This is a genomic window from Mesorhizobium sp. M7A.F.Ca.CA.002.15.2.1 (assembly GCF_003998715.1).
Taxonomy (GTDB): Bacteria; Pseudomonadota; Alphaproteobacteria; order Rhizobiales; family Rhizobiaceae; genus Mesorhizobium; species Mesorhizobium ciceri.
In genome coordinates, this window is sequence record NZ_RZPI01000024.1 from 1 (window position 1) to 20,654 (window position 20,654).

At 62.2% G+C, this 20,654-nt stretch carries 25 protein-coding genes and 1 other RNA gene; 15 read left to right on the forward strand and 11 right to left on the reverse strand.

What is annotated here, in order from left to right:
• From ENZ74_RS03045 to ENZ74_RS03065, 5 genes are all read left to right on the forward strand, one after another.
• Positions 1 to 624, forward strand: a 624-nt coding sequence (locus ENZ74_RS03045; RefSeq protein WP_164760942.1) for a branched-chain amino acid ABC transporter substrate-binding protein, incomplete at its 5' end; no start/stop codon positions are given.
• 291 nt (positions 625 to 915) lie between these two features.
• A complete protein-coding gene (pyc, locus tag ENZ74_RS03050) occupies positions 916 to 4,374 on the forward strand; it encodes a pyruvate carboxylase (RefSeq protein ID WP_063169212.1) in 3,459 nt (1,152 codons plus the stop codon).
• 160 nt (positions 4,375 to 4,534) lie between these two features.
• Complete coding sequence (locus ENZ74_RS03055; RefSeq protein ID WP_013529099.1) at positions 4,535 to 4,795, forward strand: DUF2312 domain-containing protein; 261 nt, start codon at positions 4,535 to 4,537, stop codon at positions 4,793 to 4,795.
• Between the two features lie 201 nt (positions 4,796 to 4,996).
• Positions 4,997 to 5,437, forward strand: a complete 441-nt coding sequence (locus tag ENZ74_RS03060) for a hypothetical protein (RefSeq protein WP_013529100.1) — start codon at positions 4,997 to 4,999, stop codon at positions 5,435 to 5,437.
• A gap of 7 nt (positions 5,438 to 5,444) precedes the next feature.
• Positions 5,445 to 5,756 (forward strand): hypothetical protein, encoded by a 312-nt coding sequence (locus tag ENZ74_RS03065; protein WP_024502896.1) that lies wholly within the window; start codon positions 5,445 to 5,447, stop codon positions 5,754 to 5,756.
• Positions 5,757 to 5,856: 100 nt separating this feature from the next.
• On the opposite strand, the gene msrB is transcribed toward ENZ74_RS03065, so the two are convergent.
• The 5 genes from msrB to ENZ74_RS03090 all read right to left on the reverse strand — a co-directional run bounded on the left by msrB (position 5,857) and on the right by ENZ74_RS03090 (position 9,848).
• Positions 5,857 to 6,261, reverse strand: coding sequence for a peptide-methionine (R)-S-oxide reductase MsrB (gene msrB, locus ENZ74_RS03070; protein WP_013529102.1), 405 nt, complete (start codon positions 6,259 to 6,261; stop codon positions 5,857 to 5,859).
• Positions 6,262 to 6,458: 197 nt separating this feature from the next.
• On the reverse strand, positions 6,459 to 7,256 hold the full coding sequence (locus tag ENZ74_RS03075; RefSeq protein ID WP_063169211.1) for a hypothetical protein: 798 nt from the start codon (positions 7,254 to 7,256) through the stop codon (positions 6,459 to 6,461).
• A 19-nt stretch (positions 7,257 to 7,275) separates the two neighbouring features.
• Positions 7,276 to 8,466 (reverse strand): VWA domain-containing protein, encoded by a 1,191-nt coding sequence (locus tag ENZ74_RS03080; protein WP_063169210.1) that lies wholly within the window; start codon positions 8,464 to 8,466, stop codon positions 7,276 to 7,278.
• A gap of 6 nt (positions 8,467 to 8,472) precedes the next feature.
• The gene (locus ENZ74_RS03085; protein WP_063169209.1) at positions 8,473 to 8,919 is read right to left on the reverse strand and encodes a GNAT family N-acetyltransferase; all 447 of its coding nucleotides are present in this window, start codon (positions 8,917 to 8,919) and stop codon (positions 8,473 to 8,475) included.
• A gap of 65 nt (positions 8,920 to 8,984) precedes the next feature.
• Positions 8,985 to 9,848 (reverse strand): LysR family transcriptional regulator, encoded by an 864-nt coding sequence (locus ENZ74_RS03090; RefSeq protein ID WP_127312660.1) that lies wholly within the window; start codon positions 9,846 to 9,848, stop codon positions 8,985 to 8,987.
• A gap of 136 nt (positions 9,849 to 9,984) precedes the next feature.
• Between ENZ74_RS03090 and ENZ74_RS03095 the strand changes: the two genes are divergently transcribed.
• On the forward strand, positions 9,985 to 11,553 hold the full coding sequence (locus ENZ74_RS03095; protein ID WP_063170360.1) for an MFS transporter: 1,569 nt from the start codon (positions 9,985 to 9,987) through the stop codon (positions 11,551 to 11,553).
• 15 nt (positions 11,554 to 11,568) lie between these two features.
• Here ENZ74_RS03095 and ENZ74_RS03100 read toward each other — a convergent pair whose 3' ends face one another.
• A complete protein-coding gene (locus ENZ74_RS03100) occupies positions 11,569 to 12,408 on the reverse strand; it encodes a MoxR family ATPase (protein WP_063169207.1) in 840 nt (279 codons plus the stop codon).
• A gap of 147 nt (positions 12,409 to 12,555) precedes the next feature.
• On the opposite strand from ENZ74_RS03100, the gene ssrS reads away from it, so the two are divergent.
• The 4 genes from ssrS (at position 12,556) to ENZ74_RS03120 (ending at position 15,126) form a co-directional block, all read left to right on the forward strand.
• A non-coding RNA gene (gene ssrS, locus ENZ74_RS03105) (6S RNA) lies at positions 12,556 to 12,711 on the forward strand.
• Between the two features lie 96 nt (positions 12,712 to 12,807).
• Positions 12,808 to 13,395 (forward strand): 5-formyltetrahydrofolate cyclo-ligase, encoded by a 588-nt coding sequence (locus ENZ74_RS03110; RefSeq protein WP_024502903.1) that lies wholly within the window; start codon positions 12,808 to 12,810, stop codon positions 13,393 to 13,395.
• 70 nt (positions 13,396 to 13,465) lie between these two features.
• On the forward strand, positions 13,466 to 14,290 hold the full coding sequence (locus ENZ74_RS03115) for a YmdB family metallophosphoesterase (RefSeq protein ID WP_024502904.1): 825 nt from the start codon (positions 13,466 to 13,468) through the stop codon (positions 14,288 to 14,290).
• A 74-nt stretch (positions 14,291 to 14,364) separates the two neighbouring features.
• Positions 14,365 to 15,126 carry a TerC family protein gene (locus ENZ74_RS03120; protein WP_013529109.1) on the forward strand — a complete coding sequence of 254 codons (762 nt, stop codon included), beginning with the start codon at positions 14,365 to 14,367 and terminating at the stop codon, positions 15,124 to 15,126.
• A 38-nt stretch (positions 15,127 to 15,164) separates the two neighbouring features.
• Here the strand turns inward: ENZ74_RS03120 and ENZ74_RS03125 are convergent, their stop codons facing one another.
• The gene (locus tag ENZ74_RS03125) at positions 15,165 to 15,557 is read right to left on the reverse strand and encodes a VOC family protein (protein WP_063169206.1); all 393 of its coding nucleotides are present in this window, start codon (positions 15,555 to 15,557) and stop codon (positions 15,165 to 15,167) included.
• A gap of 45 nt (positions 15,558 to 15,602) precedes the next feature.
• On the reverse strand, positions 15,603 to 16,085 hold the full coding sequence (locus tag ENZ74_RS03130) for an SRPBCC domain-containing protein (protein WP_063169205.1): 483 nt from the start codon (positions 16,083 to 16,085) through the stop codon (positions 15,603 to 15,605).
• Positions 16,086 to 16,137: 52 nt separating this feature from the next.
• On the opposite strand from ENZ74_RS03130, the gene ENZ74_RS03135 reads away from it, so the two are divergent.
• The 3 genes from ENZ74_RS03135 to ENZ74_RS03145 all read left to right on the forward strand — a co-directional run bounded on the left by ENZ74_RS03135 (position 16,138) and on the right by ENZ74_RS03145 (position 17,738).
• Positions 16,138 to 16,461: a helix-turn-helix domain-containing protein gene (locus tag ENZ74_RS03135; RefSeq protein ID WP_024502907.1), complete on the forward strand. Its 324-nt coding sequence runs from the start codon at positions 16,138 to 16,140 to the stop codon at positions 16,459 to 16,461.
• Positions 16,462 to 16,674: 213 nt separating this feature from the next.
• Entirely contained in the window at positions 16,675 to 17,424 is a 750-nt protein-coding gene (locus ENZ74_RS03140) for a YebC/PmpR family DNA-binding transcriptional regulator (protein WP_013529113.1), read from the forward strand.
• Between the two features lie 17 nt (positions 17,425 to 17,441).
• Positions 17,442 to 17,738: a SelT/SelW/SelH family protein gene (locus tag ENZ74_RS03145; protein ID WP_127224143.1), complete on the forward strand. Its 297-nt coding sequence runs from the start codon at positions 17,442 to 17,444 to the stop codon at positions 17,736 to 17,738.
• Positions 17,739 to 17,756: 18 nt separating this feature from the next.
• Here the strand turns inward: ENZ74_RS03145 and ENZ74_RS03150 are convergent, their stop codons facing one another.
• Both ENZ74_RS03150 and ENZ74_RS03155 read right to left on the reverse strand, forming a co-directional pair.
• A complete protein-coding gene (locus ENZ74_RS03150; RefSeq protein WP_082826704.1) occupies positions 17,757 to 17,906 on the reverse strand; it encodes a hypothetical protein in 150 nt (49 codons plus the stop codon).
• A 21-nt stretch (positions 17,907 to 17,927) separates the two neighbouring features.
• The gene (locus ENZ74_RS03155) at positions 17,928 to 18,407 is read right to left on the reverse strand and encodes an anthrone oxygenase family protein (RefSeq protein ID WP_082826561.1); all 480 of its coding nucleotides are present in this window, start codon (positions 18,405 to 18,407) and stop codon (positions 17,928 to 17,930) included.
• Between the two features lie 126 nt (positions 18,408 to 18,533).
• On the opposite strand from ENZ74_RS03155, the gene ENZ74_RS03160 reads away from it, so the two are divergent.
• The gene (locus ENZ74_RS03160; protein WP_024502910.1) at positions 18,534 to 19,175 is read left to right on the forward strand and encodes a TetR/AcrR family transcriptional regulator; all 642 of its coding nucleotides are present in this window, start codon (positions 18,534 to 18,536) and stop codon (positions 19,173 to 19,175) included.
• Positions 19,176 to 19,302: 127 nt separating this feature from the next.
• Here ENZ74_RS03160 and rpmE read toward each other — a convergent pair whose 3' ends face one another.
• On the reverse strand, positions 19,303 to 19,524 hold the full coding sequence (gene rpmE / locus ENZ74_RS03165) for a 50S ribosomal protein L31 (protein ID WP_013529118.1): 222 nt from the start codon (positions 19,522 to 19,524) through the stop codon (positions 19,303 to 19,305).
• A 206-nt stretch (positions 19,525 to 19,730) separates the two neighbouring features.
• Here rpmE and ENZ74_RS03170 point away from each other — a divergent pair.
• On the forward strand, positions 19,731 to 20,654 hold a 924-nt coding region (locus ENZ74_RS03170; RefSeq protein ID WP_245462646.1), incomplete at its 3' end, for an ABC transporter transmembrane domain-containing protein.

Below are 20,654 nucleotides of genomic sequence, written 5' to 3' on the forward strand. Positions count from 1 at the left end.
GTTCACGACAAGACCACCTACGGTCAGGGCCTTGCCGACGAAACCAAGAAGGCGATGAACGCCAAGGGCGTGACGGAAGTCATGTATGAAGGCATCAATGTCGGCGACAAGGACTTCTCGGCGCTGATCGCCAAGATGAAGGAAGCCGGCGTTTCCATCATCTATTGGGGCGGCCTGCACACCGAAGCCGGCCTGATCATCCGTCAGGCGGCCGACCAGGGCCTCAAGGCAACGCTGGTTTCCGGCGATGGCATCGTGTCGAACGAACTGGCTTCGATCGCTGGCGACGCAGTTGCGGGCACGCTCAACACGTTCGGCCCGGATCCGCGCCTGATCCCCGCCAACAAGGAACTCGTCGAGAAGTTCCGCGCGCAGGGTTTCGAGCCGGAAGCCTACACGCTCTACTCCTACGCCGCCGTGCAGGCGATCGCGGAAGCAGCGACCGCTGCCAAGTCGAACGACCCGCAGGCAGTTGCCAAGGCGCTGCATGAAAACGGCCCCTTCAAGACCGTTCTCGGCGACCTGTCCTATGACGCCAAGGGCGATCCGACGCTGCCCGGCTACGTCATGTACGAATGGAAGAAGGGCGACGACGGCAAGTACACCTACGTCCAGAAGATGTAAGCTCGTCAGTCTCCAGACCATTTACCGATGCCCGGCGCCTCGCGCCGGGCATTTTCTTTTGCCGTCGTCATGTTCAGGGGCGGCCGATGGAGCCGATGCTTAGCCGGGCAATGATCGTGCATTAACCGGAAAGCCGGCTCTTTTTTAGCTGTTCGGAGGAATGGGAAGGGTCCTTGGCGCAATGTTTCTATTTCAATCGGTTTAAGTGCGCGTCAATTTCGTTTGCACTGCAGCATTTTCACGCTAATCATTGCGCCGATTTCTCTTCCTTCCGTCGCTGGAGCCCAGTCCTTGGCCATCACGAAGATCCTCGTCGCCAACCGGTCCGAAATCGCCATTCGCGTCTTCCGCGCGGCCAACGAACTCGGGCTCAAAACCGTGGCGATCTGGGCGGAGGAAGACAAATACTCTCTGCATCGCTTCAAGGCCGACGAGAGCTACCAGGTCGGACGCGGGCCGCATCTGACCAAGGACATGGGGCCGATCGAAAGCTATCTGTCGATCGAGGAGGTGATCCGCGTCGCCAGGCTGTCGGGTGCCGATGCTATCCATCCCGGCTACGGATTGTTGTCGGAAAGTCCCGAATTCGCCGACGCCTGTGCCGAAGCCGGCATTACCTTCATCGGGCCGAGGCCGGACACAATGCGGCGGCTCGGCAACAAGGTCGCGGCGCGCAATCTCGCCATCGAGGTCGGCGTGCCGGTGATCCCCGCCACCGATCCGTTGCCGGATGACATGGAGACGGTCAAGACACTAGCCAAGGAAATCGGCTATCCGGTGATGCTGAAGGCATCATGGGGCGGCGGCGGCCGCGGCATGCGGGCCATCCGCGCCGAAGCCGACCTTGCCCGTGAAGTCACCGAAGGCAAGCGCGAGGCGAAAGCCGCCTTCGGCAAGGACGAGGTCTATCTCGAAAAGCTGATCGAACGCGCCCGCCATGTCGAGGTGCAGGTGCTGGGCGATACCCATGGCAATGCCGTGCACCTGTTCGAGCGCGACTGTTCGATCCAGCGCCGCAACCAGAAGGTCGTCGAGCGGGCGCCGGCGCCCTATCTCGAAATGTCGCAGCGCGAGGAGCTTTGCGGCCATGCGCTCAAGATCGCCCGCGAGACCAGCTATATCGGCGCCGGCACGGTCGAGTTCCTGCAGGATGCCGACACCGGCAAATTCTATTTCATCGAGGTCAACCCGCGCATCCAGGTCGAGCACACCGTCACCGAGCAGGTGACCGGCATCGATATCGTCAAGGCGCAGATCCATATCCTCGACGGCTTTGCCATCGGCACACCGGAATCAGGCGTGCCGGCGCAGAAGGACATAAGGCTGAACGGCCACGCGCTGCAGTGCCGTATCACCACGGAAGATCCCGAGCACAATTTCATCCCCGATTACGGCCGCATCACCGCCTATCGCGGCGCGACGGGCTTCGGCATCCGCCTCGACGGCGGCACCGCTTATTCGGGCGCGGTCATCACCCGCTTCTACGATCCGCTGCTGGAGAAGGTGACGGCGTGGGCGCCGACGCCGGCCGAGACGATCGCCCGCATGAATCGGGCGCTGCGCGAGTTCCGCATCCGCGGCGTCGCCACCAATTTGACCTTCCTCGAAGCGATCATCAACCATCCGAGCTTCGCCGACAATTCCTACACGACCAAGTTCATCGACACGACGCCGGAACTGTTCCAGCAGGTCAAGCGCCAGGACCGCGCCACCAAGCTCATCAACTATCTCGCCGACGTCAGCGTCAACGGCCATCCCGAGACGCGCGGCCGGCCGCAGCCGAAGGCCGACGCCGCGGCACCCGTGGTGCCTTACCTCAACGGCAATGTGCCCGGCGGCAGCAAGCAGAAGCTGGATGTGCTGGGCCCGCAGAAGTTCGCCGCCTGGATGCGCGATCAGAAGGAGGTTCTGGTCACCGACACGACGATGCGCGATGGCCATCAATCGCTGCTGGCGACGCGCATGCGCACGCATGACATTGCCGGCATCGCCGGTGCCTATGCGCGTGCCTTGCCGCAGCTTCTATCGCTGGAATGCTGGGGTGGCGCCACCTTCGACGTCGCGATGCGCTTCCTCACCGAGGATCCGTGGGAGCGGCTGTCGCTGGTGCGCGAGGCGGCGCCCAATCTGCTGTTGCAGATGCTGCTGCGCGGTGCCAATGGCGTCGGCTACACCAACTATCCCGACAATGTCGTGCAGCATTTCGTCAAGCAGGCAGCAAGCGGTGGCATCGACCTGTTCCGGGTCTTCGATTGCCTGAACTGGGTCGACAACATGCGCGTCGCCATGGATGCGGTCGGAGCCGAGGGCAAGCTGATCGAAGCGGCGATCTGCTACACCGGCGATATCCTCGATCCGGCTCGGGCGAAATACGACCTCAAATACTATGTCGGCCTGGCCGGGGAATTGCAGGCGGCCGGCGCCCACATCATCGCCGTCAAGGACATGGCCGGCCTGCTGAAGCCTTCCGCAGCACGCGTGCTGTTCAAGGCGCTGCGCGAGGCGACCGACCTGCCGATCCATTTCCACACCCACGACACGTCGGGCCTGTCGGCGGCGACGGTGCTGGCGGCGGTGGAAAGCGGCGTCGACGCCATAGACGCGGCGATGGATGCCTTCTCCGGCAACACCTCGCAGCCATGCCTTGGCTCACTCGTCGAGGCGCTGAAGGGCACCGAACGCGACCCCGGTCTCGACCCGCAATGGATCAGGAAGATCTCGTTCTACTGGGAAGCGGTGCGCAACCAGTACGCCGCCTTCGAAAGCGACCTCAAGGGGCCGGCCTCGGAAGTCTATCTGCACGAGATGCCGGGCGGCCAGTTCACCAATCTGAAGGAACAGGCTCGCTCGCTCGGATTGGAGACGCGCTGGCACGAGGTGGCGCAGACCTATCACGACGTCAATCTGATGTTCGGCGACATCGTCAAGGTGACGCCGTCGTCCAAGGTCGTCGGCGACATGGCATTGATGATGGTCAGCCAGGACCTGACCGTTGCCGATGTCGAAAACCCGGATAGGGATATCGCCTTCCCGGATTCGGTCGTCTCGATGCTGCGCGGCGACCTCGGCCAGTCGCCAGGCGGGTGGCCGGTGGCGCTGCAGAGGAAGGCGCTCAAAGGCGACAAGCCGATCACGGTGCGGCCCGGCTCGCTGCTCAAGCCAGCCGACCTCAAGGCCAACCGCAAGGAAATCGAGGAGAAGCTCGAGCGCAAGCTGTCGGAATTCGAATTCGCCTCGTGGCTGATGTATCCGAAGGTGTTCACGGATTTCGCCGGCGCGCAGGAAACCTATGGGCCGGTCAGCGTGCTGCCGACGCCGACGTATTTCTACGGCATGAAGCCGGAAGACGAGATCTTCGTCGACATCGAGAAGGGCAAGACGCTGGTGGTGCGGTGCCTGGCCATCGGCGATGTCGACGAGAAGGGCATGGTCACCGTGTTCTTCGAGCTCAACGGCCAGCCGCGCCGTGTCAAGGTGCCCGACCGGGCGCATGGCGCGTCCGCCGCCAAGGCCCGCCGCAAGGCCGAACCCGGCAACGAGGCGCATGTCGGCGCACCGATGCCGGGCGTCGTTTCTGCGCTTTCGGTGGCTGCCGGCCAGGCTGTGAAGGCCGGTGACGTGCTGCTTTCCATCGAAGCGATGAAGATGGAGACGGCGCTGCATGCCGAGCGCGACGGCACGGTCGCCGAGGTGCTGGTCAAGGCAGGCGACCAGATCGATGCCAAGGATCTGCTGATCGCTTTCAGCTAATTGATACCTTCCTGGGGGATCGCTGTCCGCATCGTGGCGGCAGCGTCAGTTCGATCATCGATAACAGCTTGACCCGCCGCCGGCGGTCGGGCATCGAGCCCGCTCAATTCGCCGCTGCATGCATCCCGAGTCGCGGCGCAGAAACGATGTGGAGAAAAATATGGCCGACGATATCACCGATACCAGCCAGACTGTTGCCGCCGGCCAGCTGCGTGCCTTCATCGAGCGCATAGAGCGGCTCGAGGAAGAGAAGAAGACCATTTCCGACGACATCAAGGAAGTGTTCGCCGAGGCCAAGGGCACAGGCTTCGACACCAAGGCGATGCGCACGATCATCCGGCTGCGCAAGAAGGACCAGGCCGAGCGTCAGGAAGAGGAAACCATCCTCGATCTGTACAAGGCCGCACTCGGCATGGTGTAGAGACCGTCTGGAAATTCTACTCCGGCGGCCATCTGGTGGCGTTTTCTGCGCTTCCCTAGTTCTACTGCAATGCAGTAGAACTGAGCTCACGTACTTTAAGTACGCTCCGCTCCGGTTCTCGAAACCACCACCATATGACTCGCCGGAGCGAATTTCGAAACAGTCTCCGGCCGAGCATGATGCCGGAGCGAGCATCGAGCCATGAGCGAATTCGACTTCGGCGCCCGCCGCGCCTCTGAATTCCGCCAGCGCGGCTTCTGGACGCTGTTCGCCGAGCGGCATCCGGAAGAAAGGGCTCTGATGGCGAGGCGCGGACCCTGGTTCTGGCAGCGCGGGCTGCCCGATTTCGCCTTGGTCCTTTCCATGTATGTCGCGCCGGCGCAGAGCCAGGTCGGCGTCTTCTTCGGCCGCAACGAGAAGTTCGGCGCCACGCAAGCGTGGTCGCGGTTGAAACCGTTCCAGCCTGATATCGAAGCCCGGCTGAAGCTCAGGCCGGAACAGAGTTGCGAGGATCTCGGCATCAATTCGATGTGGCGGGTGAACTGCTATGCCGAGGACAACTGGCCAGCCATGGCCGACTGGCTGGTGACCGAATGTTCGCGTTTCGAGCGCGCGGTAACCGAAGTCCTGAGGCAGGGATAGACATCCGGTGTTGCCAGAGGGTATCGGCTCCTTTTTCCGCTCACGCTGGCAAGGCCAGGTGCCGCTCGACCGGCTGTTCTGGCGCGACCTTGTTCTTGTCGGCACGGCGCTCAACGTCGCATCTCTGGTGGCCGCGATCGTCCTGCTCGGACTGAAGCTGCCGCTGGCGCTGGTTCTGGCGGTGCATTTCGCACCGGTGCCCTACAACCTCTTTCTGACCTTTTCCGTATGGCGAACCACGGAAAAGGCCGGTGGCGCCAAGGCCTCACTGATGACGCTCGGCGCCACATTATGGCTGATCCTGACGGTCGTGGTCTGAGAGCGGACACGGGCGCCCACCGCGTTCGCCGGGTTCGGCCGGGGGGCAATGAAAAGGGCGGCCGCAGCCGCCCTTTTCATTCATTCAATCGAATTTCGGTTCAGGCCGCCGGCTCGAATTTCAGCGCCACGCCGTTGATGCAATAGCGCAGGCCGGTCGGCGGCGGGCCGTCCTCGAAGACATGGCCGAGATGGCTGCCGCAGCGGGCGCAATGGCATTCGGTGCGAACCATGCCGTAGCTGCGGTCGACGGTGTTTTCGACCGAACCCGGCACCGGGTCGTTGAAGCTCGGCCAGCCGGTGCCGCTCTCGAACTTCAGCTTGGATTCAAACAAAGGCTGGTCGCAGCCGACGCAGGAAAAGGTGCCGGCGCGCTTCTCGTAGAGCAAAGCGCAACTTCCCGGCCGCTCGGTGCCGTGGCCGCGCATGACGGCATACTGCTCCGGCGTCAGCCGGGCGCGCCATTCGGCGTCGGTGCGGGTTACAGGGTAGGTGTGGGTGTCCATTCGATCTCCTCAGCCTTGCCGGCTCGCCACTACAGCGCCGCGCGCCCATCGGACGCGCAAAGGACGCTGTAGTACTTTGGTTTTGCGCATGATCCTTTCCGAACCGGAGGTTCGGGACCATGCGCGGATTGCAACCTCATATTCGCACCAAGATAGGCATTTGTTACGCGATTTGCCCGCATTTTCGATCGTGATCTTTATGCGATCGCCCTGAGATAGCGATCGACCGAAGCAGCGAACGCCGCTTTTGCGCCCCCGATGACATTCTGGTTCCACCATGCACCATAGATATGGTCGAACGCGAATGGCTCCAGTGCCGCCGCGATGCGGCGCACGGCCGCTGCATTGAGCGGAATGTAGTTCGGATAGCTGTACATGAAGCTGACATGGTGGCGCGTCGGCGTCACCTGCAAGATATCGCCGGCCAGCAAGACGTCGCCGACATCGCGTTTCCAGTGCAGCACCTGACCGCCGGCAAAGTGGCCGCCGCAGCGGATGAGCGTCAGCGAAGGGTTTATGGCCAGCGTCTCGCCTTCCCAACTGACGATCGCCTTGTGCGGTCGCATGATCCATTGGCGGTCGTCGGCATGGAGATAAATCGGCACGCCGCCAAACGCCTCGCTCCAACTGGCCATCACCGAATAATAGTGGCAGTGCGAGATGGCGATCGCCGCCAGGCCACCGCGGCGGTTGATCTCGGCCACCGCCTCGTCGCTGACCATCGAAACGCAGTCCCACAGCACGTTGCCGTGCGGCGTCTGCGCCAGCAGCGCCCGTTGGCCGATGGCGAAGCGCGGCTCGATGCCGAAGCCGAGAACGCCGGCATCGTCCTTCATAACAAGCCGGTGTCCTTCGGCAAGTTCCTCCGGCGTGATCCACGCTTGGCCCTCCCAGCGCACATATTGGCGCTCGTCCTCGCAGATCGGGCAATGTTCTGGCGGCGTCTCTGTCGCCGCGAACTGGACGCCGCATTGCAGGCAGAGGAAGCAGGTCATCGGATCTCCTGTCGGTCTTTCAGTGCTTTCTTGAAAGCTGCTTGGTCGCGCCCTCCAGCCCGGCCAGCGTCAGCGGGAACATGCGGCCGCCGAAAATGTCGCGGATCATCGCAACCGAATGGGTGTAGCCCCAGTTCTTGGGATCTTCGGGGTTCAGCCATACCGCGTTCGGCCATTGCTGCAGCAGACGGCCGAGCCAGACGCTGCCCGCCTCCGGATTCCAGTGCTCGACCGAACCGCCGGGGTGAGCGATCTCGTAAGGGCTCATCGAGGCGTCGCCGACGACGATCACCTTGTAGTCCGGACCGTATTTGTGAAGCAGGTCGAAGGTCGGAATCACCTCGGCATGCCTGCGGCGATTGTCCTTCCACACGCCCTCATAGAGGCAGTTGTGGAAATAGAAATATTCGAGCTGGCGGAATTCGGCGCGGGCGGCCGAGAACAGCTCCTCGACGCTTTTGATGTGGTCGTCCATCGAGCCGCCGACATCGAAGAACATCAACAGCTTCACCGCGTTGCGCCGCTCTGGCCGCGTCTGCACGTCGAGATAGCCGTGTTCGGCCGTGGCGTGGATGGTTCCGGGCAGGTCGAACTCTTCCTCGGCGCCCTCGCGCACCCAGCGACGCAGGCGTTTCAGCGCGATCTTGATGTTGCGGGTGCCGAGTTCGACGGCATCGTCGAAATTCCTGAACTCGCGCTTGTCCCAGACCTTCACCGCGCGGCGGTTGCGGCTTTCATGCTGGCCGATGCGCACGCCTTCGGGATTGTAGCCATAGGCGCCGAATGGCGAGGTTCCGCCGGTGCCGATCCATTTCGAGCCGCCCTGGTGGCGACCTTTTTGCTCCTCGAGTCGCTGTTTCAAAGTCTCCATCAGCTTTTCGAACCCGCCGAGCGCCTCGACCAGTTTTTTCTCCTCGTCGGTCAGGTGCTTTTCGGCGAGGCGGCGCAACCATTCCTCGGGGATATTGGCGACGTCCAGCGCGTCCGGTCCGCCCAGCGCTTCAATGCCCTTGAAGACATGCGCGAACACCTGGTCGAAGCGGTCGATGTGGCGCTCGTCCTTCACCAGGGCGGCGCGGGCGAGGTAATAAAAACCTTCGACGTCGTAGTCGACCAACCCGGCTTCCAGCCCTTCGAGCAGCGACAGATATTCCCTGAGCGAGACGGGAACGCGTGCAGCCTTCAGTTCAAGGAAGAAGGGGATGAACATGGCCGGTTACAGCAAATCATACTCGATGAAGCCCGTGCGGCGGGCGACGTGGTCGTAAAGCTTGCGCGCGGTGGCGTTGGTCTCGTGCGTCATCCAGTAGACATTCTTGACGCCGATCTTTGCCGCCTCTTCCTTCACTGCGTTGATAAGGGCGGCGCCGATCCCCTTGCCGCGCACATCCGGGTCGGCGAACAAATCCTGCAGATAGCAGTTGTTTTTCTCCGACCAGCCGGAGCGGTGGTACAGGAAGTGCGTGAGACCGACCGCCTTGCCGTCCAGTGTGGCGATGAAGCCTTTTGGCTCGAATTCGCCCGGAGTGAACAGCCGCTTCCAGGTGACGGCGTAGACCTCTTCCGGCAGCTTCGTCTCATAGAAGGTGAGATAGTCGGTCCACAGGCGCCGCCAATCGGCGTGGTCGGACTGCGCGAGCGGGCGGACGATTATCTCGGACATTTCGTTCCCTCTGAAGTCTGGAACCCGATCCATACCAATAGAATCGGGATCAGGAACACCCTTGCCTATTCGGCAGGCGAATTATATTCGCGAAAAGCGGTCGCGAGCATGTGCAGCGCCTCCCGCGCCCGCGGCGGCAGAGCGTGCGACTGCAAAACGATCTCGGACGGGGGAATTGGTGGCAGGCCGAGTTTGCGGCCCACCTCGATCAAGCCCGGGGGCACAACCCGGTAAGCGAGGGCGGAAAGGGCAAAGCCCGCCGATACCGCGATGTTGGCGGCAGCGCCGCCGCCGCCGACGAAAGCCTCATTCCAGGCGATGCCTGCCCGGTCCAGCGCTTCGACCGCTCTCATACGGTCCGGGCAATTGCATCTGGTGCTTAAAAGAGCCAGGCGCAGGGGCGTGCCTGGTCGCCATTCGAAGCCAGGTGCCGCGAACCAGCCATAGTGGGTGCGCGACAAAGCTTCACCGCGTCGACTGTCATCTTCCTGGTGCACAATCACCGCATCGAGTTCGCCGCGATCGAAAGCTTCTTCCAGCATGGAGCTGGTATCGATCCGTATGTTGAGCGCGAGCGACGGATCGTGGGCATGAAGCTGGGCGATCAGCGTGGAAAGCTCAGGCCCCGCGACATGATCGACGAAGCCGAGCGCAAGCCGACATGGCGCCGCGGAAAATTCCGCGACGGCGCGTTCATGGGCGGCAAGGAATTCGCGGGCCACGGGCAGGAAGACAGCCCCCCTTTCCGACAGTGCCACGCGGCGCGGGGTTCGTTCGATCAAACGTGCGCCGAGCTTTTCCTCGAGCCGCCGCAACTTGACGCTGATCGTCGCCTGGGTGCTGCCAAGTGCTGCAGCCGCCCGGGTGAAGCTCTGCAGGTCGGCCACCATGACGAAAGTGCGCACGGCATCGACATCGAGACTGGCCATCTCCGTCATTCCATTTTGTTATCTCTGAAATAGAAATGCATAGTCTTTTTTCATAGTAAAGCCTCGTCTATGTCATCTCGACCGCAGTTTGAAGAGCCAGCCCGGTTCCAGAATGCTTCGACAGAAAGTGATCGACATGACGTTTCAAATCGACCGAAACACCGTTGCGCTTGCCGGGGCCTGCCTTGCCTCGCTGCTGTTCGGCCTCGAAATCTCCAGCGTCCCGGTGATCCTTCCGAAACTGGAAAGCGTGCTCGCCGCCGACTTCAAGGATCTGCAATGGATCATGAACGCCTACACCATTGCCTGCACCACGGTGCTGATGGCGACAGGAACGCTGGCCGACCGCTTCGGCCGCAAACGGGTGATGGTGATCGCCACCATCGCCTTCGGGCTGGCCTCACTGCTGTGCGGCCTCGCGCCGAGCGCTTCGCTCCTCATCATTGCACGCTTCCTGCAAGGCCTGGCGGGAGGGGCGATGTTCACTTGCAGCGTGGCCGTCTTGTCCCACCAGTTTCAGGACGGCAGCGAACGCGGCAAGGCTTTTGTGGCCTGGAGCGTCGTCTCGGGGATCGGGCTTGGCTTTGGTCCCGCCATCGGTGGATTGATCGTCGCGTTCTCGAGCTGGCAGTGGGTGTTCCTCATCCATGTGCCGCTTGCCATCCTTGCGCTGGTCTTCATCGGTGCCGGTGTCACCGAATCACGCGACCACAATGCCCAGAAGCTTGACCGTGCCGGTATCCTGACGCTCTCGTTCGCGGTGTTCGGCTTCTCCTATCTGATCACGCAAGGGGCCGATCTCGGCTCTGGTGCCCGCATCGGCGTGGCAAGTGCTGCCGTGCTGGCCTTCGCCGCGTTCCTCGTTGCCGAGAAGATCAGCCCCTATCCGATGTTCGATTTCTCGGTGTTCCGGATCCGTCAATTTTCGGGAGCGATCATGGGCGGCATCGGCATGAATTTCAGCTATTGGCCGTTCATCATGTATCTGCCGATCTATTTTTCGGGTGTGCTCGGCTACGACAGCACCACGACCGGCCTGCTGCTGCTCGTCTACACGCTTCCCTTGATGCTGATGTCCTCGACCGCCGAGCGCCTGCGCGCCCGCTATCAGGCGCGGGTGGCGATCCCGCTCGGGTTGCTGACATTGGGGGTCGGCTTTATCGCCATGAGGATAGGTTCGAGCCTTGAGGGAGCCAGCTGGCTGACCATGCTGCCCGGTACGCTGATCGCCGGTATCGGTATCGGCCTCACCAACTCACCGACCACCAACACCACGACGGGTTCGGTGTCGCCGGATCGCGCCGGCATGGCTTCGGGCATCGATATCAGCGCGCGGCTGATCACGCTCGCCATCAACATCGCGGTGCTGGGCCTGCTGTTGACGCAGGGAATTGCTTCCTATCTCAAAACCGCATTGGGCACGGCCCTTGACCCGGACGAATTGCGCGCGTTGGCGGAAAAGATCGCCACCGGAAATCTCGATGGCCTCTCCCAATATTCGCCCAGGCTGGCGACCCTCGACCCGTCCGGCGCGCTTGCGCATGCCGCCTTGGTCAACGGTTTTGGCTGGGTCATGCTCTATAGCGGGATCGGCGTTCTTGCCCTTGCCGTCATCAGCTTCGTCGTCTTCGGCCCCAGAAACGTCGCGCCGCAAGAGGCAAGGGACCGTCATCGTGCTCAGGGCGCAAGCGAAGCTCGATCGTAGCAAGTGCCCGGCGCCTCACCCTTGCCTGCGCGCCATGAAGGCAAGCCGCTCGAACAGATGGACATCCTGTTCGTTCTTCAGCAATGCGCCATGCAGCTTGGGCAACGCGTTCTTCGGGTCGGCGCGCAGATCCTCGGGCGCGATATCGTCGGCGACCAGCAGGCGGATCCAGTCGAGCGCCTCGGAGGTCGACGGTTTTTTCTTCAGCCCCGGCACTTCGCGGATCTCGTAGAACTGGGTGAGGGCTGCCCGAACCAGGTTCTGCTTGATGCCGGGATAGTGGACGTCGACGATTCTGTGCAGCGTGTCGACGTCGGGAAAGCGGATGTAATGGAAGAAGCAGCGGCGCAGGAACGCGTCCGGCAACTCCTTCTCGTCGTTGGAGGTGATGATGACGATCGGCCTGACGGCGGCGCGGATGGTTTCGCCGGTCTCGTAGACGAAGAACTCCATCCGATCGAGTTCCTGCAGGAGATCGTTTGGGAATTCGATGTCGGCCTTGTCGATCTCGTCGATCAAGAGCACGACCTTCTTGCCGGCGGCGAAAGCCTCCCAGAGTTTGCCGCGCTTGATGTAGTTCCTGATGTCGTTGAAGCGCTCGTCGCCCAACTGGCTGTCGCGCAGCCGCGAGACGGCATCATATTCGTACAGGCCCTGCTGCGCCCGCGTCGTCGACTTGACGTGCCATTCGATGAGGTCGAGGCCGAGTGCAGCCGCCACCTGGCGGGCCAGTTCCGTCTTGCCGGTGCCGGGCTCGCCCTTGACCAGCAAGGGCCGCTCCAGCGCGATCGCCGCATTGACGGCCACCATCAGATCCTTGTCGGCGACATAGGCCGCCGTGCCTTCGAAACGCATTCTTGCTCCTCGGTTGGTCATCGCGACCGTAAGGACGAGGCCGTGCCTGTGCAAGGGTGAGGTGTTGGCGGCGCGAGGGCCTGAACCAACACGGAAAGAGTGCCCGTCTCACTGGCGCTTAGCCGGCCGGCAGCCTATATTGGGCGGGACGGTCTGTGCTTCCCGGCAGGAGAACATTTTCCCCGGGGCCTTAACGATCCTTAGGGAGCTGTCCCTGGGAAGACCCGTGGGTTTTCTCACACGGCGCCCACCTACTTTGTAGGTTCCCGGGATCGCTCTCTCCACCGGTTGTGTGGATCGTCACTTATTGCCACGCGTCCCGCATTTCGGTGGATGATTGCGGTGGAAAACGTCGCTCCCAACACTCCATCCAGATCTGACCTTTTCTACCCTGACTGCATGACCTCTCTCAAAGACCTCAAAAAGCAGCTTCGCCGCGAGGCCCTCGGACGCCGCGATGCGCTCGACGAATTCTGGCGGGTGGAGGTCGCGCTTGAAATGGCAGAGACGGCACGCGATCACCTCCACATTGAGCCGGGCCAGATCGTTTCCGGCTTCTGGCCGATGCGCTCGGAAGTCGACGTCAGGCCGCTGATGTTTGCCTTGCGCGAAAGGGGCGCGCGGCTTTGCCTGCCGGCCATTCTCGACAAAACCACGATCGTCTTTCGCGAACTGGTGCGCGGCGCGCCGATGGTCGAGATGGGTTTCGGCACGGTCGGCCCGCATGAAGAAGCAGAAGTGCTCGACCCCTCGGTGATGCTGGTGCCGCTCGCCGCCTTCGATGCGCGCGGCCATCGCATCGGCTATGGTGCCGGCTATTACGACCGCGCCATCGCCAAGCTGATCGACAAGGGACAGCCGCCGCGGCTGGTCGGCATCGCCTTCGACTGCCAGGAGGTGGCAATGGTGCCGGATGAGGAACATGACGTCGTCATTCCGGAAATACTGACCGAGAGCGGGTTGCGCCGCTTCGCGTCAAAATTGTAGATAAAAGGACGCATGATCTTTCACAGACGTCATGCAGCTTTTGCTTCGCTGACCTTCGGTGCGGGATCATATGAGACTTCTCTTCCTCGGTGACATGGTTGGAAAGACGGGACGGACGGCGGTGTGGGAACAACTGCCCGGCTTGATCTCCGACTTCAAACTCGATTTCGTCATCGTCAACGGTGAGAACGCCGCCGGCGGCTTCGGCATCACCGAAGATATCTTTCGCGAGACGATCGCGGCCGGTGCGGATGTCGTCACAACCGGCAACCATGTCTGGGACCAGCGCGACGCACTCGCCTTCGCGCCGCGCGAAGAGCGCTTCCTGCGCCCCTCGAACTTTCCCAAGGGCACGCCCGGGCGCGGCTCCGGCGTCTACATCGCCAGGAGCGGCGCGCGCGTGCTGGTCGCCAACATCATGGGCCGGGTGTTCATGCATCCCGAACTCGACGATCCCTTCCAGGCCGGCGAACGCGAGCTTGCCGCCTGTCCGCTCGGCGAGCAGGCGGATGCCGTGATCATCGACTTCCACGCCGAGGCGACCTCGGAAAAGATGTGCTTCGCGCATTTCGTCGACGGCCGTGCCAGCCTCGTCGTCGGCACCCATACCCACCAGCCGACCGGCGATCACCAGATCCTCAATGGCGGCACCGGTTATATGTCCGACGCCGGCATGTGCGGCGACTATGATTCCTCGCTCGGCATGGACAAGGAGGAGCCGCTCAACCGGTTCCTGTCGAAAGTGCCGAAAGGCCGCTTCGAAGCGGCGACCGGACCGGCGACCTTGTGCGGCGTCGGCGTCGATATTTCCGACCGCACCGGGCTGACCGAGCGGATCGCGCCGTTTCGTCGCGGCCCGCGGCTGGAGGAAACCGCACCGTCCTTCTGGTCATGACATTGATATAGGCACGCTTAGTACCTAACTGCCGGCGACACTGCTCTAGATCGTTAAAAGAGGGGACGACCTCCATGCAGCTCATCGAATTCCTGGCGCCGCATTTTCAATTTGTGTCCGATCCAACCGCCTGGGTCGCGCTGCTGACGCTGATTGTGCTCGAGGTCGTGCTCGGCATCGACAATCTGATCTTCATCTCGATCCTGACCAACAAGCTGCCGGAAGCACAACGGGCCCGTGCCCGCCGGCTCGGCATCTCGGCGGCGCTGATCATGCGGCTGGTGCTGCTGGCCACCATTTCGATCATCGTCCAGCTGACCACGCCGGTATTCACGGCCTTCGGCCATGGTTTTTCCTGGCGCGACCTGATCCTGATCGCCGGCGGCCTGTTCCTGGTCTGGAAGGCGACCAAGGAGATCCATCACACGGTCGATCCCGACGACCACAAGGATACGATGATGGGCGAGACGCTGCAGATCAGCCTCGCCGGCGCGATCTTCCAGATCCTGCTGCTCGACCTGGTCTTCTCGATCGATTCGATCATCACCGCCGTCGGCATGACCGACGAGATCGCCATCATGTACATCGCCGTGATCGTGGCGGTGAGCGTGATGATGCTGGCGGCCGGGCCGCTGGCCAACTTCATCGCCAAAAACCCGAGCATTGTCATGCTGGCGCTGGGCTTCCTTTTGATGATCGGCATGACACTGATCGCCGACGGCATGGGCTACCATGTGCCCAAGGGCTACATCTATGCGGCGATGGGCTTTTCGGCATTGGTCGAGGGGCTCAACATGCTGGCGCGGCGGCGCAAGAAGCCGGGCGGCGGGCATTGAGGCAAGAGCAGCAGGGTGGTCGCCCTTGCACAGACCAGTCATGCGAGATTGATCTGCCAGGAGACCCCGAACCTGTCGTTTAGCCATGCGAAACGGCGGCTGAAGCCGTAATTGTCCGATGGCATCAGGAACGCGCCATCCTTGCCCAGCGTCTCGACAATTCGGTTCAGTTCATCCTCGGAGGAACAGTCCACATACAGCGACACCGATGGCGTGAAGGTGAATGCATGGTGGACGGGGCTGTTGAAGACCATGACTTCCAGGCCGGCGATCGACACCCGCGCTAGTTTGACCGTTCCTTGCGGACCGTCTTCGCCGGGGCCGTAATTCGTGACGTCGAGGACGCTGCTGCCGGGAATGGTCTCGCAATAGAGGGTCATTGCCTCTTCGGCCTTGCCCTCGAACATCAGGAATGGCGTTACTTTCTTCATCGCAAAGGCCTCCTCTTCCTTCTGGTTGCTCAGATGTCGGGTCGCTCAAACATTGGTCTCGTTGGCGGGTTCGCCTTTCATCTCGCTGCGGTAGTAACCGTCGCGCAAATTGATGCCGTACTCGACATAGGCCTTCATGCAGGCCAGCATCTGCGACCAGCCCTCGCAATTGAGGTAGGACTTCTTCAGGCCGACCGCGCCTTCCTGCCAGCCGCTCTCGGCGATGGTGACGAAGGTGCCGCCATCGTCCAGCGGTTCGAAGTTCATCTCGATGCGGGTTTTGTAGGCCGGCTTGCCGTCCTCATCGGTGGCATCCCAGCGCAGCACGATGCGGCGGTCCTTGACCACTTCGTCGACCTCAACCGGCACCTTGCCCCACCAGACGACGCCGGCGCCGGCTTCCAGCGGGGCGCTGGCGCCGCCGATCGTGGTGAAATAGCCGCTCAGTTTCTTCGGATTGACGACTGCGTCGAAGACGTCGGCGACCGGCTTGCCGATGCGTCCGGAAACACTGAATCCAAGTGACATATCCACAGCTCCTTCCCTTGATCGGTCCAAAGATACGTTATATAAACATAACATGTCAAGCAGATCGCAAGACGACAATGTTTTCAAGGCGCTGGCGCATCCGCGCCGGCGCGAAATGCTGGATCAGCTGAAGGACGCGCCGAAGACGACCGGCATGCTGTGCGAGGCCTTTCCCGATATCGATCGCTGCACGGTCATGCTGCATCTGAAGGTGCTGGAGGAGGCCGACCTGATCGTTGCGCGGCGCGACGGCCGCGAGCGCTGGAACCATCTCAACGCGCTGCCGATCAAGCAGATCCACGACCGCTGGATCAGCCAGTATGCCGGCCATGCGCTCAGCATCATCGACCGACTGAAGTCGGACCTCGAGGCGTGAGCGGCCGCAGCAGGTCACGTCTTGCGCCGCATGCGCGGTGCGGCTGGACGAATTGAGCCGATTTATCTATAAGCCGGCCATTCCGACAGAGAACGCCGTGCTTCCAAGAGGTGCACCTGGGACGCTCTGAAATTTTGAATTCGGGCATTGCGGAAGACGAGGTCAGATCACTTCGCTTCGCGATGCTCTAGCCGAGAAGACGACAGGGGTGCCATGGCTGGCCATTCACAGTTCAAGAACATCATGCACCGCAAGGGCCGCCAGGATGCGGTGCGGTCTAAAATGTTTTCCAAGCTGGCGCGCGAAATCACCGTCGCCGCCAAGAGCGGGACGCCCGATCCATCGATGAACCCGCGCTTGCGCCTGGCGATCCAGAACGCCAAGGCGGTGTCGATGCCGAAGGACAACATCCAGCGCGCCGTCAACAAGGCCTCGATGGGCGATGCCGAGAATTACGAAGCCGTGCGCTATGAGGGCTATGGCCCGGGCGGCGTCGCTGTCATTGTCGAGGCGCTGACCGACAACCGCAACCGCTCGGCGTCCAATGTGCGTGCTGCCTTCACCAAGGCCGGCGGCGCGATGGGCGAAACGGGCTCGGTTTCCTTCATGTGGGACCGCGTCGGCGAGATCTATTATCCGGCATCGGCCGGCAGCGCCGACAAGGTCATGGAAGCGGCAATCGAAGCCGGCGCCGACGACGTGGAAACCGACGAGGAAGGCCACACCATCTATTGCGCCTTCGAGAATCTCGGTGAGGTGTCGAAGGCTCTGGAAACCTCGCTCGGCGAGGCAGAATCGGTGAAGCTGATCTGGCGGCCGCAGAACAACGTTCCGGTCGACGAGGAGCGGGCACAGTCGCTGATGAAACTGGTCGCCACGCTCGAGGACGACGACGACGTGCAGAGCGTCTACGCCAACTTCGAAGTCGACGACGAGACCATGGCCAAGCTCAGCGCGGCATGAGCGGAGCTCAGCCCGGCATGAGCGAGAGAGTGCTCCCCGCCATCCGCATCACCTACTGCACGCAGTGCCAATGGCTGTTGCGCGCCGGCTGGATGGCGCAGGAGCTGCTGTCGACCTTCGGCACGGACCTCGGCGAAGTAACGCTGGTGCCGGGCACCGGCGGCATCTTCACCATTTCCTGCAATGACGTGCTTGTCTGGGATCGCAAGCGCGACGGCGGTTTTCCGGACGCGGCCAAGCTGAAGCAACTGGTCCGCGATGTCATTGATCCGGACCGCGACCTCGGTCATTCCGATCGGAAGACAAAGGCGTAGAGGCCGCCGGCGCTGCCGTCACTTGCGTCGCCACGCTCCGAAGGCGGCGCCAATCGCAATACCCGCGGCGACGCCCATCGGAAGGTCATCCAGAGCGGTGCCGACCGCGGCACCGACACCAACTCCGATTGCCATGCCGAAGGCCATATTCGAATATTGATCCTTCATCGGTGGCTCCATCCATCCTTTTCAACGCGCGGCGAACCAGAAGGATGCCAGCGCGGCTATGCCGCTGATGGTGCGGACATGGTTCCACATCACCCACTCGTCGAGGTAGCGCGACCACAGGCTTGCGCCATTGCTGCTGGCCGGATCGAGGGCGGCGAGCGCATCGTTGAGCGGGACGTTGAAGATCATCGTCACCACCACGATGCCGATGAGATAGAGCAGGCTGCCGGCAACCAGCCAGAGCGAGCCTGGCTGGTTCCAGCCGATCACCGCACCGATGGCGACAACGATGCAGACGAGAGCCGTGCCGAACAGTGCTGTCATGAACAGCGGCGTCACCGCTGTGACGTTGATGGAATTCATCGCGGCAATGCCGCTTGCGGCTGGCATGCGGGCGAGGCCCGGCATGACGAAGCTGGAGAAAGCAAAGAAGACGCCGCCGACGACGCCTGAGCCAAGTGCGGCAATGAAGATGAGAGTGGGAAGAAGTTTCGCGATCATGTCAGTTGCTCCAGATGCCCATTGTGCTTTCCTCCGCATAAACGTGATTAATCCTCACATTTGCAAAACGTGATAAACCCTCGTATTTTTCGAGTCAAGTGATTTTGGCGGCATTTGGAGTCAGGTATGGAAGACGCGGCAACCCCCGTTTCCGCACAGAAGCAGGCTGCTTCACCGCGTCGGGCGCCGAGCCAGCAGCGCAGCCGCGAGCGGGTCGAGCGCATGCTGGCGGCTGCCTCGGCGCTGATCGCCGAGCAAGGCAGCGATGCCATGCGCATGGGTGAGGTGGCGGAGCGCGCTGGGGTGTCGATCGGGTCGCTCTACCAGTTCTTTCCGGACAAGCGGGCGATCATCTGGGCGCTGGCCGAGCGCTACACCGCCGAAAGCCAGTCCTGCATTTCGGCAGCACTGGCTGGCATCAGCGACGCCGAAGGCCTGCAGTCCGCGTTTTCAGAGTTGGTCGACATCTATTACCGGCTGTTCCTGGCCGAGCCGGTGATCCGCGACATCTGGTCGGGCACGCAGGCTGACAAGGCGCTGCGCCAGCTCGAACTCGCCGACAGCCGTGCCAACGCCGAATTCCTCAGCGCGGTGCTGAAACGGCTGCGGCCGGCAGCCGATCCGGCGACACTGGAAACCACGGCGTTTCTGGTCTGGCAGATGGGCGAGGCCGCCATGCGGCTGGCGATCTCGGTTGAGCGGCAGGAGGGCGACAGGCTGGTCGCCGCCTACAAGCGCATGGCGTTAAGGGAATTGCTGGCCGAGTAGGACCGCGCCGCAACAAAAAACCCGCCACAGGGCGGGTTTTCGATCTGTGAAAGCTCGTTTGGCTTAAGTTCTTACTTGATGCAAGTCGTTATCCCAAAACCGCTTCGCACTTTTGGGCGACATGCAATTAGATGCCGAAACCTTCGAAACGCTTCTTGAACTTCGACAGGCGGCCGCCGCGGTCGAGCAGGGTCTGCTGGCCGCCGGTCCAAGCCGGGTGGGTGGTCGGGTCGATATCGAGGTTCATCGTATCGCCTTCCTTGCCCCAGGTCGAACGGGTCGTGTATTCGGTGCCATCGGTCATGACGACCTTGATGGTGTGGTAATCGGGATGGATGTCGGTCTTCATGGTTCGGTTCCTGGCTTGCCGGCGCTGGCGACGGGCATAAGCCTGCGTCGATGCGCCCCTTTTTAAAACTCGAAGCCGCAGCTATTGAGGAGCCACGGCTTCTAAAACGGTCGGCGAGCCTATACATCAGCCGGAATTGAATCACAAGGCCGCGGCAAGCGCATATTGAGGCGCAGACCCCAAGGACGGCTGGAGGAAACATCGGGATGGCGCAAATCACCAGCGCAGACGAGCGCCGGCGTTCGCTCAAGCCGCTCAGGCGCCTGTTCCCCTACATCACGCACTACCGCACGCTGGTCGTCGGCGCCATTATCTCGCTGGTTATCGCGGCGGCAACCACGTTGGCGCTGCCGCTGGCGGTGCGTCGCATGATCGATCATGGCTTCTCGTCGTCCAGCACGACCTTCATTGCCGAATATTTCGCAGCGCTGGTGGCTATGGCCGCCCTGCTGGCGGCAGCATCGGCCGGCCGCTACTATTTCGTCATCACGCTGGGCGAGCGCGTCGTCGCCGATATCAGGCGCGATGTGTTTGCCCATGTGACGACGCTGTCGCCTGCCTTCTTCGACACCGCCCAGTCGGGCGAGATCGTGTCGCGGCTTGCCGCCGACACGACGCAGGTCAAGTCGGCGGTCGGAGCGACGGCCTCGGTGGCGCTGCGCAATGTCATCCTCGGCCTTGGCGCGGTGGGGATGATGGTCATCACCAGCCCGAAACTGTCCGGCCTGGTCATCGCGGCAATACCCGTGATCGTGCTGCCGCTGGTCGCCTTCGGCCGTTCGGTGCGGCGCAAATCACGTCAGGCGCAGGATACGCTGGCCGATGCCACCGCCTATGCCAGCGAGCAGATCGGCGCGGTGCGCACGCTGCAGGCCTTCACCAATGAGAAGCTGGTCACCGGGCATTTCTCGGCTGCGGTGGAAGCTGCTTTCGAGGCGGCACGCTCCTCGATCTTCGCGCGCTCCTTCTTAACCTTCTTCGCCATTTTCACCATCTTCTCGTCCGTCGTGGCGGTGCTGTGGTTCGGCTCGCGCGACGTGCTCGAAGGCTCGATATCGCCAGGCACGCTCGGCCAGTTCCTGCTCTATTCGGTGTTCGCCGCCGGCGCGCTGGGCGCGCTGTCGGAAGTG

Excerpts from the sequence above, each read along its gene's own strand:
- ENZ74_RS03150 (WP_082826704.1), bottom strand. The coding sequence starts at position 17,906 with ATGAAGGATCAATATTCGAATATGGCCTTCGGCATGGCAATCGGAGTT.
- ENZ74_RS03060 (WP_013529100.1), top strand. The coding sequence starts at position 4,997 with ATGAGCGAATTCGACTTCGGCGCCCGCCGCGCCTCTGAATTCCGCCAG.
- ENZ74_RS03095 (WP_063170360.1), top strand. The coding sequence starts at position 9,985 with ATGACGTTTCAAATCGACCGAAACACCGTTGCGCTTGCCGGGGCCTGC.
- ENZ74_RS03120 (WP_013529109.1), top strand. The coding sequence starts at position 14,365 with ATGCAGCTCATCGAATTCCTGGCGCCGCATTTTCAATTTGTGTCCGAT.
- ENZ74_RS03135 (WP_024502907.1), top strand. The coding sequence starts at position 16,138 with ATGTCAAGCAGATCGCAAGACGACAATGTTTTCAAGGCGCTGGCGCAT.
- ENZ74_RS03085 (WP_063169209.1), bottom strand. The coding sequence starts at position 8,919 with ATGTCCGAGATAATCGTCCGCCCGCTCGCGCAGTCCGACCACGCCGAT.
- ENZ74_RS03130 (WP_063169205.1), bottom strand. The coding sequence starts at position 16,085 with ATGTCACTTGGATTCAGTGTTTCCGGACGCATCGGCAAGCCGGTCGCC.
- msrB (WP_013529102.1), bottom strand. The coding sequence starts at position 6,261 with ATGGACACCCACACCTACCCTGTAACCCGCACCGACGCCGAATGGCGC.
- ENZ74_RS03155 (WP_082826561.1), bottom strand. The coding sequence starts at position 18,407 with ATGATCGCGAAACTTCTTCCCACTCTCATCTTCATTGCCGCACTTGGC.
- ENZ74_RS03080 (WP_063169210.1), bottom strand. The coding sequence starts at position 8,466 with ATGTTCATCCCCTTCTTCCTTGAACTGAAGGCTGCACGCGTTCCCGTC.
- ENZ74_RS03055 (WP_013529099.1), top strand. The coding sequence starts at position 4,535 with ATGGCCGACGATATCACCGATACCAGCCAGACTGTTGCCGCCGGCCAG.
- ENZ74_RS03140 (WP_013529113.1), top strand. The coding sequence starts at position 16,675 with ATGGCTGGCCATTCACAGTTCAAGAACATCATGCACCGCAAGGGCCGC.
- ENZ74_RS03090 (WP_127312660.1), bottom strand. The coding sequence starts at position 9,848 with ATGGCCAGTCTCGATGTCGATGCCGTGCGCACTTTCGTCATGGTGGCC.
- ENZ74_RS03075 (WP_063169211.1), bottom strand. The coding sequence starts at position 7,256 with ATGACCTGCTTCCTCTGCCTGCAATGCGGCGTCCAGTTCGCGGCGACA.
- ENZ74_RS03100 (WP_063169207.1), bottom strand. The coding sequence starts at position 12,408 with ATGCGTTTCGAAGGCACGGCGGCCTATGTCGCCGACAAGGATCTGATG.
- rpmE (WP_013529118.1), bottom strand. The coding sequence starts at position 19,524 with ATGAAGACCGACATCCATCCCGATTACCACACCATCAAGGTCGTCATG.
- ENZ74_RS03145 (WP_127224143.1), top strand. The coding sequence starts at position 17,442 with ATGAGCGAGAGAGTGCTCCCCGCCATCCGCATCACCTACTGCACGCAG.
- ENZ74_RS03160 (WP_024502910.1), top strand. The coding sequence starts at position 18,534 with ATGGAAGACGCGGCAACCCCCGTTTCCGCACAGAAGCAGGCTGCTTCA.
- ENZ74_RS03110 (WP_024502903.1), top strand. The coding sequence starts at position 12,808 with ATGACCTCTCTCAAAGACCTCAAAAAGCAGCTTCGCCGCGAGGCCCTC.
- ENZ74_RS03125 (WP_063169206.1), bottom strand. The coding sequence starts at position 15,557 with ATGAAGAAAGTAACGCCATTCCTGATGTTCGAGGGCAAGGCCGAAGAG.
- ENZ74_RS03115 (WP_024502904.1), top strand. The coding sequence starts at position 13,466 with ATGAGACTTCTCTTCCTCGGTGACATGGTTGGAAAGACGGGACGGACG.